At 67.8% G+C, this 15635-nt stretch carries 17 protein-coding genes and 1 pseudogene; 9 read left to right on the forward strand and 9 right to left on the reverse strand.

Translation table 11 applies throughout. The annotated features are described in order from the left end of the window. Together A5709_RS11425 and A5709_RS11430 are read right to left on the reverse strand one after the other, a co-directional pair. Nucleotides 1-267: pseudogene (locus A5709_RS11425) on the reverse strand (hypothetical protein); the annotation flags it as partial. Between the two features lie 19 nt (nucleotides 268-286). Continuing rightward, entirely contained in the window at nucleotides 287-1285 is a 999-nt protein-coding gene (locus tag A5709_RS11430; protein ID WP_231972050.1) for a phosphotransferase family protein, read from the reverse strand. A 207-nt stretch (nucleotides 1286-1492) separates the two neighbouring features. Here A5709_RS11430 and A5709_RS11435 point away from each other — a divergent pair, with 207 nt between their 5' ends. The 6 genes from A5709_RS11435 to A5709_RS11455 all read left to right on the forward strand — a co-directional run bounded on the left by A5709_RS11435 (nucleotide 1493) and on the right by A5709_RS11455 (nucleotide 5896). Continuing rightward, a complete protein-coding gene (locus A5709_RS11435; RefSeq protein WP_068119942.1) occupies nucleotides 1493-2434 on the forward strand; it encodes a class I SAM-dependent methyltransferase in 942 nt (313 codons plus the stop codon). Between the two features lie 27 nt (nucleotides 2435-2461). Continuing rightward, the gene (locus A5709_RS11440; RefSeq protein WP_068007544.1) at nucleotides 2462-2872 is read left to right on the forward strand and encodes an MmcQ/YjbR family DNA-binding protein; all 411 of its coding nucleotides are present in this window, start codon (nucleotides 2462-2464) and stop codon (nucleotides 2870-2872) included. 101 nt (nucleotides 2873-2973) lie between these two features. Next, on the forward strand, nucleotides 2974-3222 hold the full coding sequence (locus A5709_RS11445) for a hypothetical protein (RefSeq protein ID WP_046182738.1): 249 nt from the start codon (nucleotides 2974-2976) through the stop codon (nucleotides 3220-3222). A 10-nt stretch (nucleotides 3223-3232) separates the two neighbouring features. Next, a complete protein-coding gene (locus tag A5709_RS28410; RefSeq protein WP_090419013.1) occupies nucleotides 3233-3388 on the forward strand; it encodes a DUF6131 family protein in 156 nt (51 codons plus the stop codon). Between the two features lie 152 nt (nucleotides 3389-3540). Continuing rightward, nucleotides 3541-4245 (forward strand): response regulator transcription factor, encoded by a 705-nt coding sequence (locus tag A5709_RS11450; protein ID WP_066954966.1) that lies wholly within the window; start codon nucleotides 3541-3543, stop codon nucleotides 4243-4245. A gap of 187 nt (nucleotides 4246-4432) precedes the next feature. Beyond that, nucleotides 4433-5896 carry a sensor histidine kinase gene (locus A5709_RS11455; RefSeq protein ID WP_369827312.1) on the forward strand — a complete coding sequence of 488 codons (1464 nt, stop codon included), beginning with the start codon at nucleotides 4433-4435 and terminating at the stop codon, nucleotides 5894-5896. Here A5709_RS11455 and A5709_RS11460 read toward each other — a convergent pair. Next, a complete protein-coding gene (locus A5709_RS11460) occupies nucleotides 5889-6365 on the reverse strand; it encodes a lipoprotein LpqH (protein WP_068119944.1) in 477 nt (158 codons plus the stop codon). The genes A5709_RS11455 and A5709_RS11460 overlap by 8 nt on opposite strands. 150 nt (nucleotides 6366-6515) lie before the next feature. Between A5709_RS11460 and A5709_RS11465 the strand changes: the two genes are divergently transcribed. Then, entirely contained in the window at nucleotides 6516-8417 is a 1902-nt protein-coding gene (locus tag A5709_RS11465; RefSeq protein WP_068119946.1) for an alkyl/aryl-sulfatase, read from the forward strand. On the opposite strand, the gene A5709_RS11470 is transcribed toward A5709_RS11465, so the two are convergent. From A5709_RS11470 to A5709_RS11495, 6 genes are all read right to left on the reverse strand, one after another. Beyond that, the gene (locus A5709_RS11470; RefSeq protein WP_068119949.1) at nucleotides 8407-9378 is read right to left on the reverse strand and encodes an NADPH:quinone oxidoreductase family protein; all 972 of its coding nucleotides are present in this window, start codon (nucleotides 9376-9378) and stop codon (nucleotides 8407-8409) included. The two genes, A5709_RS11465 and A5709_RS11470, sit on opposite strands and share 11 nt — an antisense overlap. Beyond that, nucleotides 9378-9989 (reverse strand): TetR/AcrR family transcriptional regulator, encoded by a 612-nt coding sequence (locus A5709_RS11475; RefSeq protein WP_067944534.1) that lies wholly within the window; start codon nucleotides 9987-9989, stop codon nucleotides 9378-9380. Before A5709_RS11475 ends, A5709_RS11470 begins: the two co-directional genes overlap by 1 nt. Next, the gene (locus A5709_RS11480) at nucleotides 9986-11293 is read right to left on the reverse strand and encodes an acyl-CoA dehydrogenase family protein (protein ID WP_067944533.1); all 1308 of its coding nucleotides are present in this window, start codon (nucleotides 11291-11293) and stop codon (nucleotides 9986-9988) included. The genes A5709_RS11475 and A5709_RS11480 overlap by 4 nt, the downstream gene beginning before the upstream one ends. 52 nt (nucleotides 11294-11345) lie before the next feature. Beyond that, the gene (locus A5709_RS11485; protein WP_068119951.1) at nucleotides 11346-12110 is read right to left on the reverse strand and encodes an SDR family NAD(P)-dependent oxidoreductase; all 765 of its coding nucleotides are present in this window, start codon (nucleotides 12108-12110) and stop codon (nucleotides 11346-11348) included. Between the two features lies 1 nt (nucleotide 12111). Then, on the reverse strand, nucleotides 12112-13143 hold the full coding sequence (locus tag A5709_RS11490) for a phosphotransferase family protein (RefSeq protein ID WP_068119954.1): 1032 nt from the start codon (nucleotides 13141-13143) through the stop codon (nucleotides 12112-12114). Between the two features lie 62 nt (nucleotides 13144-13205). Beyond that, the gene (locus A5709_RS11495) at nucleotides 13206-13865 is read right to left on the reverse strand and encodes a class I SAM-dependent methyltransferase (RefSeq protein ID WP_068119955.1); all 660 of its coding nucleotides are present in this window, start codon (nucleotides 13863-13865) and stop codon (nucleotides 13206-13208) included. Nucleotides 13866-13969: 104 nt separating this feature from the next. On the opposite strand from A5709_RS11495, the gene A5709_RS11500 reads away from it, so the two are divergent. Both A5709_RS11500 and A5709_RS11505 read left to right on the forward strand, forming a co-directional pair. Beyond that, the gene (locus A5709_RS11500; protein ID WP_068119957.1) at nucleotides 13970-14578 is read left to right on the forward strand and encodes a histidine phosphatase family protein; all 609 of its coding nucleotides are present in this window, start codon (nucleotides 13970-13972) and stop codon (nucleotides 14576-14578) included. A 9-nt stretch (nucleotides 14579-14587) separates the two neighbouring features. Next, complete coding sequence (locus A5709_RS11505) at nucleotides 14588-15634, forward strand: phosphotransferase family protein (protein ID WP_068007526.1); 1047 nt, start codon at nucleotides 14588-14590, stop codon at nucleotides 15632-15634. Nucleotide 15635: the final 1 nt, after the last annotated feature.

Genomic DNA, 15635 nt, shown 5'->3' on the forward strand with positions numbered 1-15635 from the left:
CGTCACCGTTGTGGTCGGCGCGGTGGTCGTAGTCGTCGCTGCCGGACTATGCGCGGGCGAACCGGCCACCAGCTTGACCACCGCAAAGGCCACGAGCGCAAGCACGATCACCCCGATCGCGCCGGCCGCCACCAGCGCCGCGGGGCGGCGGTACCACGGAGTGGGCGGCTCGGGCTGGGGCGCCGGCTCGTCGTAATACCCGCCGCCATACCGCGCGGCCTGGGTGGGCTCGGAGTAGTAGTCGGGTTCCTCGGGATAAGGCGGCACGAACGGAGATGTTAGTGGATCAGCGCTGGCCCTCGATCATGCCCAGCGCGCGCTCGAACAGGTGCACCGTCGCGGCGTGCAGCTGGTCGCCGACCTCCTTTTCGGCCTTGCCCGCGCAGGCCCGGGCGAGTGTCCCCTCGATGACGATGCCCAGCTTGAAGCAGGCCAGCACCGTGTACCAGGTGATATTCGACAAGTCGCGGGTGGTGTTGGCCGCATAGCGCTGGAAGAGTTCGTCGGTGCTGGCCAAACCGTCCTGACCGCCCAGGGCGTGGCTGAACACAGTGGAACCGTCGGGCTGGCGCCAAGTGGCCAGCAGCCAGCCCAGATCCAGCAGCGGGTCGCCGATCGTGCACATCTCCCAGTCGACGATGGCGACCACGTCCGGCCCAGTTCGGGAGAACATCACGTTGGCGGCGTGGTAGTCGCCGTGCATGATGCCGGGCGTCCACGTCGCCGGCCGATGGCGCTCCAGCCAGGCCGACACTTCCTCGATGCCCGGGATGTCCGGTCCCGGGTAGCCGTCATAGTCGCTGTAGGACTCCAGCTCCGAGAGCCAGCGCGGCACCTGGCGTTCGAGGAAGCCTTCCGGCTTGCCGAAGTCGGCGAGCCCCACCGCGACGTGGTCGACGGCGGCCAGCTTGGCCAGCGCATCGGCCATCGACAGGCCCATGCCGTGCCGGACGGCGGCATCGCCCGCATGCAGCGGCAGCAGTCCCTCGCCGGCGTTGAACCCGTCGACTGGGTCCATCAGGTAGAAGACGGCGTCGCCCAGCACGGCGGGATCTTCGCAGGCGGCGATCAGGTGTGGGTGCGGAACGTCGGAACCGGCCAGTGCCGCAAGGACTTTCGTTTCCCGCAGGATGACGCTGTTGCTCCGCGGACGCAGGTGTCGCGGCCCCCGGCGCAGGACATAGGGCCGGCCGGCCCGGGTGAACCGGACCATGACGTTCTGCGTTCCACCGGTGACGGCGGAAACATCCTCCAACGGGCCTTCGCCGAGTCCCTGCTCGGACATCCACGCCGCGACGGCGTCCAGGTTCACCGCATCCACGCGGGGCCCGTGCCGATCGGGGCAAACACTTCCGTCATGCCAGCGCTCCTCTGCAACCCTGTGGGCCGTCTGGGAAAAAGCGTAGGCCACCCTCGCGAAGGGGCCCCGGGCGGCGGAGGCTGGAACAATAGTGTGCGGAACTAACTGACTCGCGCGTGAAGGGAACTGGCGATGCCGCGTACCGACAACGATTCCTGGGACATCACCCAAAGCGTGGGAGCCACCGCACTGGGCGTCGCGGCGGCGCGGGCCGCCGAGACCGAGAGCGCCAACCCGCTCATCAAAGACCCGTTCGCGCGCGTGTTCGTCGACGCCGCGGGCGAAGGCATGTGGAGCATCTACGCCGATCCCGCACTCCTGGCCAAGGCGGTGGAGCTTGAGCCGGAGGTGAGTACGCGCATCCAGCTGATGATCGACTTCATGGCCACGCGGACAGCCTTTTTCGACGAGTTCTTCCTGGGCGCGGCCGACTCCGGCGTGCGGCAGGTGGTGATCCTGGCCGCCGGATTGGACGCGCGCACCTGGCGGCTGCCGTGGCCCGACGGCACGGTCGTTTACGAGCTGGATCAGCCAAAGGTGCTGGACTTCAAATCCAACACGCTGCGCGAGCACGGTGCCCAACCGAAGGCACGCCTGGTGAACGTGCCGATCGATCTGCGGCAGGATTGGCCGAACGCGTTGCAGGAGGCAGGATTTGACCCGACCAAGCCCGCCGCCTGGTCGGCCGAGGGTCTGGTCCGTTACCTGCCCGCCCAGGCCCAGGACTTGTTGTTCGAGCGCATCCATTCCCTCAGCGCGGACGGCAGCTGGCTGGCTTCGAACGTGCCGGGCGCGGGATTCACCGATCCCGAGCTCGTCCGGCGCCAGCGCGAGGACATGCAGCGCATGCGAGCCGCGGCCGCCAAGCTGGTCGACTCCGAGATCACCGACTACGACGACCTCTGGTATCCCGAAGAGCGCACCGCCGTCGACGGCTGGCTGCGAGACCGGGGCTGGGACGTCGCCACGGCGACGTTTTCGGAGTTGATGGCTCGTTACGGCCGCAACGTTCCGCAGGAAGCGGAACACACGATGCCGCCCACGCTGTACGTGTCCGCGCAGCGACGCGGCTAGGGTGTCACGGCCGCTACCCTCGCCGGTGTGGCCGATCGACCCGCCCGAGTGAGCGACGTGCACAAGATCGCCGCGTCGATGCCGCACGTTCAGCGCCTGGAGGGTCCGAAGGGCAACGCCATCTATCAGGTGGGCGGTAAGTCGTTCGTGTTCTTCCGCACGCCCCAGCCCGACGCGATCGATCCGGCCACCGGCGAGCGCTATGCCGACGTGATCATGCTCTGGGTGGAGTCGGAGAGCGACAAGTTGGCGCTGACCCAGGATCCCGATTCGCCGTTCTTCACCACCGACCACTTTGCCGGACATCCATCGGTACTTGTGCGGGCCGCCCGGCTACCCGAAATCGGCAGGACCGAACTGGCCGAGCTCATCCAGGACGCGTGGCTTTCGCGGGCGTCGAAGAGGCGGGCCACGGCGTGGCTCGCCGACCGCACTTAGTCCCCGGGCTCCGCTGGCACACTGCCGAATTCACCCTCACGAAGGTTTAAACACAAGTCGAATGGGTAACTATGGTCCACGAGAAATTTTTCTCGACCACATTGGAGGTCACCATGCGTGGCAGCGGAATCATCGGCACCATTGCCCTGGTATGGCTGCTCATCGGGGTGTTTGCGGCATGGCAACGCGACTACTTCAAAGGTGACTCAACCAGTTGTGTAACGGCGGGAAACATTGCGTTGACCGTCATCGCGGGGCCTTTGAATTACGGGGGCGTCAACCCGAAAGTCAAGGACTGCCATGTTCCGCAGCCCAGTTCAATGCCTGGTGTCCTAGTGCCCCTCACCTAAAGGAGTCGTCATGATCGTCCTCGGCGTAGTCCTACTTATTCTCGGGTTTGTGTTCAGCGTCCCCCTGCTTTGGGAGATCGGCGTCGTCGTGCTCGTCATCGGCGCCGTGCTGTGGATTATGGGCTCGATCGGCCGCCCAGTCGCCGGCCGGCGCTACTGGTATTAGCCACTTCGCCGGGAAAACGGGATCGCGCGACTGCTCAGCGGTCGCGCGATCCCGTTCACAGGGTGTGCAAAGGTAGGCCATAGCGGCGGCTCAGGGCGGTGCGCATACTGGAACGTGTGACGCATCCCCGATCCTCCGTCGAGCGGGTCGTGATGTGTCGTGCCGATGGGAACCCGATCAACGTATTGGTCGTGGACGACGAGTCGGTGCTTGCCGAAATGGTGTCGATGGCGCTGCGCTACGAGGGCTGGAACATCGCGACCGCGAGCGATGGGGCATCCGCCATCGCCGCCGCCCGCGCCCAACGCCCCGACGTGGTCGTCCTCGATGTGATGCTGCCCGATATGAGCGGGCTCGATGTCTTGCACAAGCTGCGCGAAGAGACCCCGCAGCTGCCCGTGCTCTTACTGACGGCCAAGGACGCCGTGGAAGACCGCATCGCCGGGTTGACCGCGGGCGGCGACGACTACGTCACCAAGCCGTTCAGCATCGAAGAGGTGGTGCTGCGGCTGCGGGCGTTGCTGCGACGCACGGGAGTGACGACGGTGGACAGCGGCGCGCAGCTGGTGGTCGGTGATCTGGTGCTCGACGAGGACAGTCACGAGGTCACCCGGGCCGGCGAGCCAATTGCGTTGACCTCCACCGAGTTCGAGTTGCTTCGATTCATGATGCGCAACTCCAAGCGCGTGCTGAGCAAGGCCCAGATCCTCGACCGGGTATGGAGCTATGACTTCGGCGGCAGGTCCAACATCGTCGAGCTCTATATCTCGTATCTGCGCAAGAAAATCGACAACGGTCGCGACCCCATGATCCACACGCTGCGTGGCGCGGGTTATGTCCTCAAGCCGGCTCGCTAGAAGCGATCGCAAGCGCGGCGAAGCCGGGCGAAGCGGGTCGCGACCGTCGGCCAGAAGCGATCGCAAGCGCGGCGAAGCCGGGCGAAGCGGGTCGCGACCGTCGGCCAGGAGCGATCGCAAGCGCGGCGAAGCCGGGCGAAGCGGGTCGCGACCGTCGGCCAATGCGCGGCGGACCTGGTCCCTGCGGCTGCGGTTGCTGGTCGGGCAGATCGTCGTGCTGGCCATCGTGTGTGTCGGCATAACCGCGGTGACCGAGCTGGCGCTGAACCACCACCTGGTCAAGCAGCTCGACGGGCAACTCGCGGGCACGTCGTTCCGTTCGGCGCTGATGTACCCCGAACCGAACCGCCCGCGGCGCGAGCACTCGTACTATCCCCGCCCCGGTCCGGGCCCACGATTCCTTGACGCCCCCGGTCAGCCGGCGGGCATGGTGGCCGCGGTGGTCAACCATGGCAAGACTGTGGACGCCGGCTACCTCACCAGCAGCGGCACCCGGGCCGCGCTGACCCCGGCCGCCCAGGCGCAGCTCGAGCAAATCGCCGGCAGCCGTGCGCCGGTCACCCTGGACCTGGACGGGCTCGGCCGGTATCGGGTGGTCGCGGCCCCGAGTCGCAATGGAGGCGACACCATCGTCACGGGCCTGTCGATGGCCAACGTCGACGCCACCCTGATCCGGATGCTGGTCATTTTCGCGATCGTCACCGCGGTCGCGCTGGCCGCCGCGACGATCGCCGGGGTCGTCATCATCCGGCGGGCGCTGGCTCCGCTGCGCCGCGTCGCGCAGACCGCGAGCAGGGTGGCCGACCTGCCGCTGGATCGCGGTGAGGTCGAGCTGCCGCTGCGGGTGCGCGAATCCGACGCGAACCCCTCCACCGAGGTGGGCCAGCTGGGGTCGGCTCTTAACCGGATGCTCGATCACATCGCGGCCGCGCTGTCGGCCCGGCAGGCCAGCGAGACCCGTGTCCGCCAGTTCGTCGCCGACGCCAGTCACGAACTGCGCACGCCGTTGGCCGCGATCCGCGGATACACCGAACTGACCCAGCGCATGGGTGACGACCGGGAGGCGGTGGAGCACGCGATGAGCCGGGTGGCCTCCGAGACCGAACGGATGACGCGCCTGGTGGAGGACCTGCTGCTGCTTGCCCGGCTGGACTCCGGCCGGCCGCTGGAACGCGAGCCGGTCGATCTGTCGCGGGTGGCGGTCGACGCGGTCAACGATGCGCACGTCGCCGGGCCGGACCATCAGTGGGAGCTCGACCTGCCCGAGGAACCCGTGATCGTCACCGGTGATGCGGCCCGGCTGCACCAGGTGCTGGCCAACCTGCTCGCCAACGCCCGCCTGCACACCGGCGCGGGCACGGTCGTGACCACCCGGTTGAGCACCGAGCCGGCGAACACCGTGCTGCAGGTCATCGACAACGGCCCCGGCATCCCGGCGGCGCTTCAGTCGGAAGTGTTCGAGCGGTTCGCCCGTGGTGATACCTCGCGTTCCCGCAAGGGTGGGAGCACCGGGCTGGGTCTGGCGATCGTCTCAGCCGTCGTCAAGGCCCACGACGGAACGATCACCGTGGACAGTTCACCCGGCCACACCGAGTTCACGGTGCGGTTGCCACTCAACGGGTGGCAACCGCCCGCGTCCTCAGCTAGCTAGAGCAATTGACGTCGATTTCGAACGGCTTGTTCACCGGTTGCATCGGGTTGGCCATGTCGACCCCGGTGGCTGTCCCGGTGATCTTGTAGCTGTTGCCGTTCTTCTCGGCGGAGGCGTTACCCTGGCCGGTCCCAGAGGTGTAGCCCAGCGTCACACCGTTGACGTTGCCCAGCCCGACCGACTTCACCTGGGGCGGGTTGGCGTCGGTGACCACGGCGGCGATGCCGGTCGCGGCGCCACCGATCGCGATGTTGGTGTTACCGCCGGCCGTGGTGCAGACGACGGAGCCGCTCACGTTCTGGTCCTTGCCGTCGATGATGACCTTGGTTCCGCTGGCAGCGCCCGCCGAGGTGTTCACCGCGGAGCTGGTGCCCGAACCGCCCGAACTCGACTTATTGCTGGAACAGCCGGAAATACCGGCGGCCAGAACTGCCGCTCCGACCACCGCGACCATCAGTCCACGCTTCACATGTTCTCCTTTGCCCGAAAGTTGCGACCCTCGGCATTGAGGGCCGTCTGGGGCAGTATGCGGTTTAACTGAGCCGAACATCTAGGGTTCCGGATAATTGTTTGAGTCTTCGTTGGCCGGTCGACAATATGCGCCGCAACGCCTCGCGAAATGGTGCGTTGGTGGCACTGTATTGGCGTGGAGCGCACACCCCCCACCGCAGTCATCGAGGCGGCGCATCGCGCGCACACGCTGCCATTCGATGACGACGCGGATTTTCACAACGCCGATCGCGGATTCATCGCCGCCCTGTCCCCGTGCGTCATCAAGTCGGCCGACGGACGAGTGGTCTGGGACAACGACGCCTACTCCTTCCTCGGTGGTCCCGCCCCACCGTCGGTGCACCCCAGCCTGTGGCGGCAGTCCACGCTCGCCGCCAAACAGGGCCTCTACGAAGTGGTTCCGGGCATCTACCAGGTCCGTGGCTTCGACCTTTCGAATGTCACGTTCGTCGAGACCGACACCGGCATCATCGTCATCGACCCGCTGGTGTCCACGGAGGTCGCGGCGGCGGCACTGGCGCTGTATCGCGCGCACCGCGGGGGCGACCGGCCCGTCGTCGCGGTCATCTACACCCACAGCCACGTCGACCACTTCGGCGGCGTGTTGGGCGTCACCTCACAGGCGGATGTGGACGCGGGCGCGGTGGCCGTGCTCGCACCGGAAGGCTTCGTCGAACATGCGGTCCAGGAGAACGTCTACGCCGGTCCGGCCATGACGCGCCGGGCGACCTACATGTACGGCACCCTGCTGTCCCGCGGACCGCGGGACCAGGTGGGATGCGGGCTGGGCCAGGCGACCTCCACCGGCGAGGTGGCGATCATCGTCCCCACCCTCGATGTCCGCGAGACCGGCGAGAGACACACCATCGACGGTGTTGAGATCGAGTTCCAGATGGCGCCCGGCACCGAGGCGCCCGCCGAAATGCATTTCTACTTCCCGCGTTTCCGCGCGCTGTGCATGGCCGAGAACGCCACCCACAACCTGCACAACCTGCAGACCCTGCGCGGTGCCCTGGTGCGCGACCCACACGCCTGGTCTGGTTATCTGACCGAGGCCATCGACGTCTTCGCCGACCGCGCCGATGTGGTGTTCGCCTCCCATCATTGGCCGATCTGGGGGCGGGAGAGCATCGTCGAATTCCTGTCGCTGCAGCGCGACTTGTATGCCTACCTGCACGACCAGACGTTGCGACTGCTCAACCGCGGCCACACCGGGGTCGAGATCGCGGAGATGTTCCAGATGCCGCCCGCGCTCGAGCGCGCCTGGCACACCCACGGGTATTACGGGTCGGTCAGTCACAACGTGAAGGCCGTCTACCAGCGTTACATGGGCTGGTTCGACGGCAACCCGGCCCGATTGTGGCCGCATCCGCCCGAGACGCTCGCGCCGCGTTACGTCGAGGCGATGGGCGGAATCGACCGGGTTGTCGAACTGGCCCAGACCGCATTCGACACCGGTGACTTCCGTTGGGCGGCAACGCTGCTGGACCACGCCATCTTCACCGACAGCGCGCACACCGTCGCCCGCGCGCTGTACGCGGCCACGCTCGAGCAGCTGGCCTACGGCGCCGAGAATGCCACCTGGCGCAACTTCTTCCTCAGCGGCGCAACGGAATTGCGCGGTGGGAACTTCGGCACCGCGACTCAGGTCACCTCGCCCACCATGCTTTTGCAGCTGACCCCGGAGCAGATCTTCGACAGCCTCGCCATCCGTGTCGACGGGCCGCGCAGCTGGGATCTCGACCTCGCCATCGACATCGCCTTCGCCGATCTGACCGCCAACTACCGGCTCACCCTGCGCAACGGGGTGCTCGTGTACCGCAGGGTGGCGGCCGACCCCGCGACCGCGACGGTCACGGTCGAGCTGGCCGGCAAATCCCGGCTGCTGACGGCGGCGCTGGGCGACTTCGCCTCGCCCGGCCTACAGGTATCCGGCGACCAGGCGGCACTGCGGGCATTTCTGGATGCGCTCGATCAGCCGGACCCGAGCTTCGACATCGTCACGCCGTGACGTCGATGACGACCTTGCCCAACACCTTCCGGTCGGCCACATGCCGCAGCGCGGCGGCGGTTTCGGACAGCGGGAACCGCGCGCCGATGTACGGCCGGATCGTGCCGGCGGCGAACATCTCCGACAGCTCCCGCATGTCGCGGACGGCCTCGTCGGGGTGGTCGGTCATGAATGTGCGGATCTCCATGCCTCGCACGCAGATGTCCTTGAGCAGAACGAGATTGAGGGGGATCGCGGGTATCGTGCCCGCCGCGTAGCCCAGGGTGACGAAGGTGCCGCCGCGCGCCAACCCGCGCAGCGCCGGCTCCGCGTACGGCCCGCCGACCGGGTCGATGATCACTCGGGCGGCGTCGCCCGTGAGCTCGCGGATGCGCGACTTCAAGTCTTCACGGTCATAGTCGACTGTCGCCTCGGCGCCCCGCCGCCGGCACAGCTCGAGCTTCTCCGGGCTCGAAGCGGCCGCCAGCACCCGGGCCTTCATGGCGACGGCCAGGTCGACGGCGGCCAGCCCCACACCGCCGGCGGCGCCCAGCACCACGACCCAATCACCTTCTGCCACCGCGGCGGTCGAGCGCAGCGCGTGGTAGGCGGTGCGGTAGGTCACGCCGAAGGCGGCGGCCGACCCGAAGTCGGCGTCGTCGGGCACGAGCGCCGCCTGGCTCGCGTCCAGCAGCGCCAGTTCGGCGAACGCGCCGAAGGTGGTCCCGGAAACCCGCTGCCCCGGTTCGAACGGCGCGCCTGCGCCGGCGGCGATCACTTCACCGGCGATCTCGTTGCCCGGTATGAACGGCGGCGGAATCTTCACCTGATACTTGCCGGCGATGAACAGCACGTCGGGAAAATTGACCGCGGCGGCGTGCACCCGCACCAGCAGCTGCCCCGGTGCCGGAACCGGGTCATCGACGTCCTCGAGGACAAGGTCTTCCGGAGTGCCGTAGGAACGGCAGACGACGGCGCGCATCAACCGACCCCCAGGCCGCGCAGGCAAAAGCCCACCAGGTGTGCGATGTCGTCGGATTCAGGCCGGTCGGCCGACCCCACATATCGGCGCATGTTCGCGGCGGTGCAACTGAACACGGCCTCGACGTCGCGCTCGACATCGCTACTTCCCAGCGCCGCAACGGGTTCGACGAGCAGATCGCGTAGCGGTCGCAACATCTCCTGATCGGCCGCACGCCAATTCGCGCCGGCCGACATCTGTCCGACGGCCGCCCGGCTCAGGCTGCTCAGGTGCGGGTCGGCCACTTGCGCGAGCGCGCCCTCGATCCAGCGGGCGACCCGATCGCGCGGCTCGCGCTCCTTGGCCATCTGGTGCTCGAGGTAGGACACGACGATGGCCACACCGCGTTCCATGACGGCCAGGATGAGATCGTCCTTACCGGCGAAATACCGGTAGAACGCCTTGTTGGAGGAACCGGCCTCGGCGACGATATCGCTCACCCGAGGTGGCTCCGGCGCGACCCGTTCCATGACACGGACCGCCGCGGCCAGGATGCGCTCCACCTCCTCGGTAGCCTCCCGCTGGCGGTCGTCGAGCGCCCGTTCGACCGCCGCGGTCACCCTGCTGCTCACGGCGAATCAGGCAGCGCCGGCACACGGTTGACGAGGTCGCCGTACTTGGTGCGTGCGGCCTCCCGCCGGATGTCCAGCAGTTCGCTCGGCCACTCGGCGTCTTCGGACTCGTAGTGTTTGAGCAGCAGCCGGGCCAGGTTGACCTTGTGGGCCTCGGTCGGCCCGTCGGCCAGGCCGAGCGCCACCCCGCCGAGCAGCACGTTGACCAGCGGCAGCTGGTCGGTGGTGCCCAGCGCACCGTGCACCTGGATCGCCCGCAGCCCAATCGATTTCAGCACCTGGGAGGCCAGGATCTTGCAGGCGCCGATCTCGGCGCGGGCCGCATGCTCCCCGGCGGTGTCGATCAGCCACGCCGCGTGCAGCACCGCAAGCCGGAACGGCATCAGCTCGGTGTAGGAGTCGGCGATGAATGCCTGAACCAGCTGCTTATCGGCCAGCGAACTGCCCTGCGTGAAACGGCTTTTCGCGCGGCGCGCCATCATCTCCACCGCGCGCTGGGCCACCCCGATCGACCGCATCGCATGGTGCAGCCGCCCGCCGGCCAGCCTGGTCTGCAAGATCATGAAGCCTTGGCCCGGTTCACCCAACAGCGCGTCCGACGGCACCCGGACGCCCTCGTAATGCACCAGGGAGTGCCCGGGTTCGTGCGGCAGCGCGCCGACCAGGTGGTGGGTGGCCTCGATGGTCAGCCCGTCGGTACCGGCCGGCACCAGGAACGTCGAGGCGCCCCGATGGACGGGCACGTCCGGGTCGGTGATCGCGACGACGATGAAGAACGAGGCGACGGAGGCGTTGGAGGAGAAGTACTTTCGACCGGTGATCACCCAGTCGTCGCCGTCGCGGAAGGCGCGCGTCCGAAACACCCGCGGGTCGGCGCCACCCTGCGGCTCCGTCATCGAGAAGCACGAGAAGATCTCCCCGGACAGCAGGCCGGCGAGGTAGCGGTCCTTTTGTTCCTGCGTTCCGAAGCGCGCGATGATTTCGGCGTTGCCGGTGTCGGGCGCCTGCGTACCGAAAACGATTGGCGCCCAGGGACTGCGGCCCAGAATCTCGTTGATCAACGTCAGCTTGACCGCGCCGAAGCCCTGGCCCCCGAGTTCGGGGCCCAGATGCGGTGCCCACAAGCCTTGGTCGCGGACCTGCTGCTTGAGCGGATCGACGATGCGACGGCGTTCTTCATTCAGTGGCAGAAACTCGCAACCCGGGAACAGCACCTCGAGCGGCTCGACCTCTTCGCGGACGAAGTCGCGGACCCAGTCGATTTTCCGCTGGAAGTCCGGTTCGGTGGAGAAGTCCCAAGACATTCGAATGCTCCTACTCTTTTGTTGGCGGCGACCCGCCGCCCGGCTCGCCACGCTAGGGAATTCCACCGTCGGCGCGCAGGATCGAACCGGTGGTGAAACTGGAGGCGTCCGATGCCAGAAACAGTGCGGCCCCGACGATTTCGGCCGGTTCTCCGGCGCGCTGCAGTGCCAGGTGCTTGAACGGCGTGCCCTGGGCGGCGTCGAGATTCCACGCTTTGCTCACGTCGGTGAGGAAGGGGCCGGCCATCAGCGTGTTGACCCGCACCGACGGCCCGAACGCCTTCGCCAGCGCCTCGGTCATGGCATTGAGCCCGGCCTTGGCGGCGGCGTAGGGAACGATGTCGGGAGTGGGGCGCAACGACCCGGCCGTGCTCACGTTGATGATGGACCCGCGGCCGGCCGCCACCATCCGCTGGCCCACCAACGCCGACAACCGGAACGGCCCTTTGAGGTTGAGGTTGAGAACCGCGTCGAACAGTTTCTCGGTGACGTCGGTCAGCTTGTCGTACAGCGGTGACATGCCGGCGTTGTTGATCAGCGTGTCCACCTTGCCGAACCTGTCGTAGGTCGCGTCGACCAGGCCGTCGAGTTGGTCCCAGCGCCCGACGTGCACCTGGTACGGCATAGCGGAGCGCCCGGTTTCTGCCTCGATTTCTTTGGCCGTGCTCACGCAGTTGTCCATGTTGCGGCTGGCGATCACCACGTCGGCGCCGCAGCGCGCGGCGGCGAACGCCATCTCGCGGCCCAGTCCTCGGCTTCCGCCGGTGATCAGCACGACCCGGTCGGTCAGATCGAAAAGCCGGTCGGCATAACCCATCTCAATGGCCCCTGGTCAGTTCGGCCGCCGTGGCGATCAGCTGCGGGATCATCGTCCCGAAGGCGTCCTGGATCTTGGGGTCGACCTTCCCGGACTTCACTCCCGCAGCGTAGGTCTTTTCCAGCACGATGCCGAGCTTCCAATTCGCCAGCACCAGGTAGTAGTCGATGTTTTCGGTGGAAAGCCCGCTGACCGACTCGTAGTGCCGCAGCAGTTCGCTGCGGGTGGGCATGCCGGTCATGTCGAGATAGAACCCGTCGGCGCGCGGCTCTTCGCCGTCGTAGCCCAGCAGGCACCACCCCAGGTCCAGCAGCGGGTCGCCGACCGTCGTCATCTCCCAGTCCACGATCGCGGCGAGCCGCGCCGGCTCCCCATGGGCGAACATCACGTTGGCGAATTGGTAATCGCCGTGCATGATGCCCGGTCGGTAATGCGCGGGCCGATTGTTGCGCAGCCACTCCGAGGCCTCGTCGAGGCCCGGTAGGTCGCGCACCTTGTAGGCGTCGAGGAAGGTCAGCCAGCGGTCGACCTGTCGCTCGTGAAATCCGTCCGGGCGGCCGAAGCCGTCCAGACCTTGAGCCCGCCAGTCCACCCGCCCCAGCTTCGCCGCGCCCTCGACGAGCTGAAAGGCCAGCCCGCGCCGGGCGTTCAGGTCGGTGTCGAACGGTGGTTGCCACCCGCCGTCCATAGGGCTCCAGCCGTCGATGGCCTGCATGACGTAGAACGGCATGCCGAGCACGGTGCCGGTGTCGTCGGCGGCGATCAGCGCCGCGTGCGGGACGTCGGTGCCGGACAGGGCACGCACCAGCCGGATCTCGCGCAGCAAGCCGTCGATGCGCGCCGCATCGGCGCGGGGGCCGGGCATCCGCAGCACCATCCGCTCGCCGCCGCGGTCGAGCAGATACAGCGTGTTCTGCGAACCGCCCTTCAGCTGCTCCAGCCGCGGTTCCTCACCGGCGCCCGGCGCACCGTTCGCATCCAGCCAGCGGGCAAGAACCCCCGCGTCAAGCCGGTCCTGATCCATCGTCGTCATCCGCACACCCCGCTCTCTGTGTGGAGAATAGCATTCTCCACGCGGGCCGCTGCCCCTTTCGTTCAGTCCGGCTTGTGCGCGGTGAGCAGAAACCCGGGCGCCATGAAGTGGCCGTCGTCGTCGCGTTCCAGGTGTGCCAACGGACCATCGGAAACCGCGGGCGCGTTGCCGTACACCTTGGCCGGGCGCAGCTCGTCGACCCGCCAGAGCGCCGAGACGGCGTCGCGCAACTCGGTTTCGGTGAAGCCGCGCGGCCCACCGTGATCGACGTCGCCCAGCGCGCCGGCGGCGAAGGCAAGGATGTAGAGCGCCGCCCCGGGGGCGGCCGCCCGGAGGATCGACTGCAGATAGTCCTGGCGCTTCTCCGGCGGCAGCGCATGGAACAGCCCGCTGTCCATGATCGTGGCGAAGCGGCCGTCATAACCGCGGAAGTTTGTGACGTCCGCCTGCGCGAAAGTCACCGTCGTCAGTCCTTGTTCCGCGGCCGCCATGGCGGCGGCCTCGATCGCGGTGGCGCTGCTGTCCAGGCCCACCACGGTGTGCCCCCGCGCGGCCAGGGCCAGCGACAGCGCCGCATGGCCGCAGCCGGCGTCCAGCACATCGCTTCGGATACTGCCCGCGTCGATCAGCATGGCCAGCTCGGGCTGCGGCCGCCCGATGCTCCATGGCGGCGGCGTCTCCTGCCGGTACGCCACGTCCCAATCCCTGCTCGGCTCGGTCATTCGCCCTCCTCGCGGTCGGCCTCCTGCTGAGCCTCATTTTGCGCGGACCGGTCCGCATGCTTTGAATGAACACGTCGCGCTCAACCACAGACAGGGACACACCCATGCAATTGCTTCTGGTCCGGCACGCCCTGCCGCTGCGCAGCGAACACGGCGAGGGCTCCGACCCGGACCTGTCGGACGAGGGGCTGGCGCAGATCGAGCGACTTCCCAAGGCGCTGGACCGGTTTCCCATCTCCCGGGTGGTGAGCAGCCCCCAGCGGCGCGCCATCCAGACCGCCGAGCCGGTCGCGGCGGCGCGGGAGCTCACGGTCGAGATCGACGACCGATTCGCCGAATATGACCGGGATCTGCCGCTGTACATCCCGGTCGAGCAGATCCGCCAGGAAATGCCCGAGGAGTGGGCGCGCCTGGCCCAGGGGCACCTGCCCAGCGCGGTCGACGAGGACGCGTTTCTGGCCCGGGTGCGCGCGGCGGTCGACGACCTCGTCGCCTCCGTCGATCCCGAGGACACCGTCGCGGTGTTCAGCCACGGCGGGGTGATCAACGTCCTGCTGCACCAGATTTTGGGGACCTCCCGGCTGTTGTCGTTTCCCGTCGACTACGCGTCGGTCACCCGGTTGCTGTACTCGCGATCCGGTCAGGCGACCGTGGCGGGGGTCAATGGAGTCGAGCACGTGTGGGACCTGCTGCCGCGAAATCAGAGGTGGTAAACAAGTCCGGTGACTTCAGCTGACCAACTTGAGGGCCTCGACCTGGCCTCGCTGGATCGGTACCTGCGTTCACTGGGCATCGGACGCGACGGTGAGCTGCGCGCGGACTTCATTTCCGGTGGCCGTTCCAACCTGACGTTCCGCGTCTACGACGACGCCACCAGCTGGCTGGTCCGGCGCCCGCCGCTGCACGGCCTGACCCCGTCTGCGCACGACATGGCCCGTGAGTACCGGGTCGTCGCCGCGCTGCGGGACACGCCCGTCCCGGTGGCGCGCGCGATCGCGCTGTGCGAGGACGACTCGGTGCTGGGCGCGCCGTTCCAGATCGTCGAATTCGTGGCAGGCCAGGTGGTGCGCCGTCGCGCCCAGCTCGAAGCCTTCAGCCACACCGTCATCGAGGGCTGCGTCGACTCGCTGATCCGGGTCCTCGTCGACCTGCACAACGTCGACCCCGAGGCCGTGGGACTGGCCGATTTCGGCAAGCCCAGCGGTTACCTGGAGCGCCAGGTGCGGCGGTGGGGTTCCCAGTGGGCGTTGGTGCGGCTGCCCGACGACCGCCGCGACGCCGACGTCGAGCGCCTGCATTCCGGTCTGCAAGAGGCCATCCCGCAGCAGAGCCGCACGTCGATCGTGCACGGCGACTACCGGATCGACAACACCATCCTGGACGCCGACGACCCGACGAAAGTGCGCGCCGTGGTCGATTGGGAGCTGTCCACCCTCGGGGACCCGCTCAGCGATGCGGCCCTGATGTGCGTGTACCGCGACCCGGCGCTGGATTTGATCGTCAACGCGCAGGCGGCCTGGACGTCACCGCTGTTGCCGACGGCCGACGAGTTGGCCGACCGGTACTCGCTGGTCGCCGGCCTGCCGCTGGCGCATTGGGAGTTCTACATGGCCCTGGCTTACTTCAAGCTGGCCATCATCGCCGCCGGCATCGACTTCCGCCGGCGGATGTCGGACCAGGCTCGCGGGATGGACTCCGACCACATGCCGGAGGTCGTGGCCCCGCTGATCTCCCGCGGGCTGGCGGAGCTGGCCAAGCTCCCCGGTTAGG

The sequence above is a fragment of the Mycobacterium sp. E1386 genome, from assembly GCF_001672745.1.
GTDB lineage: Bacteria > Actinomycetota > Actinomycetes > Mycobacteriales > Mycobacteriaceae > Mycobacterium.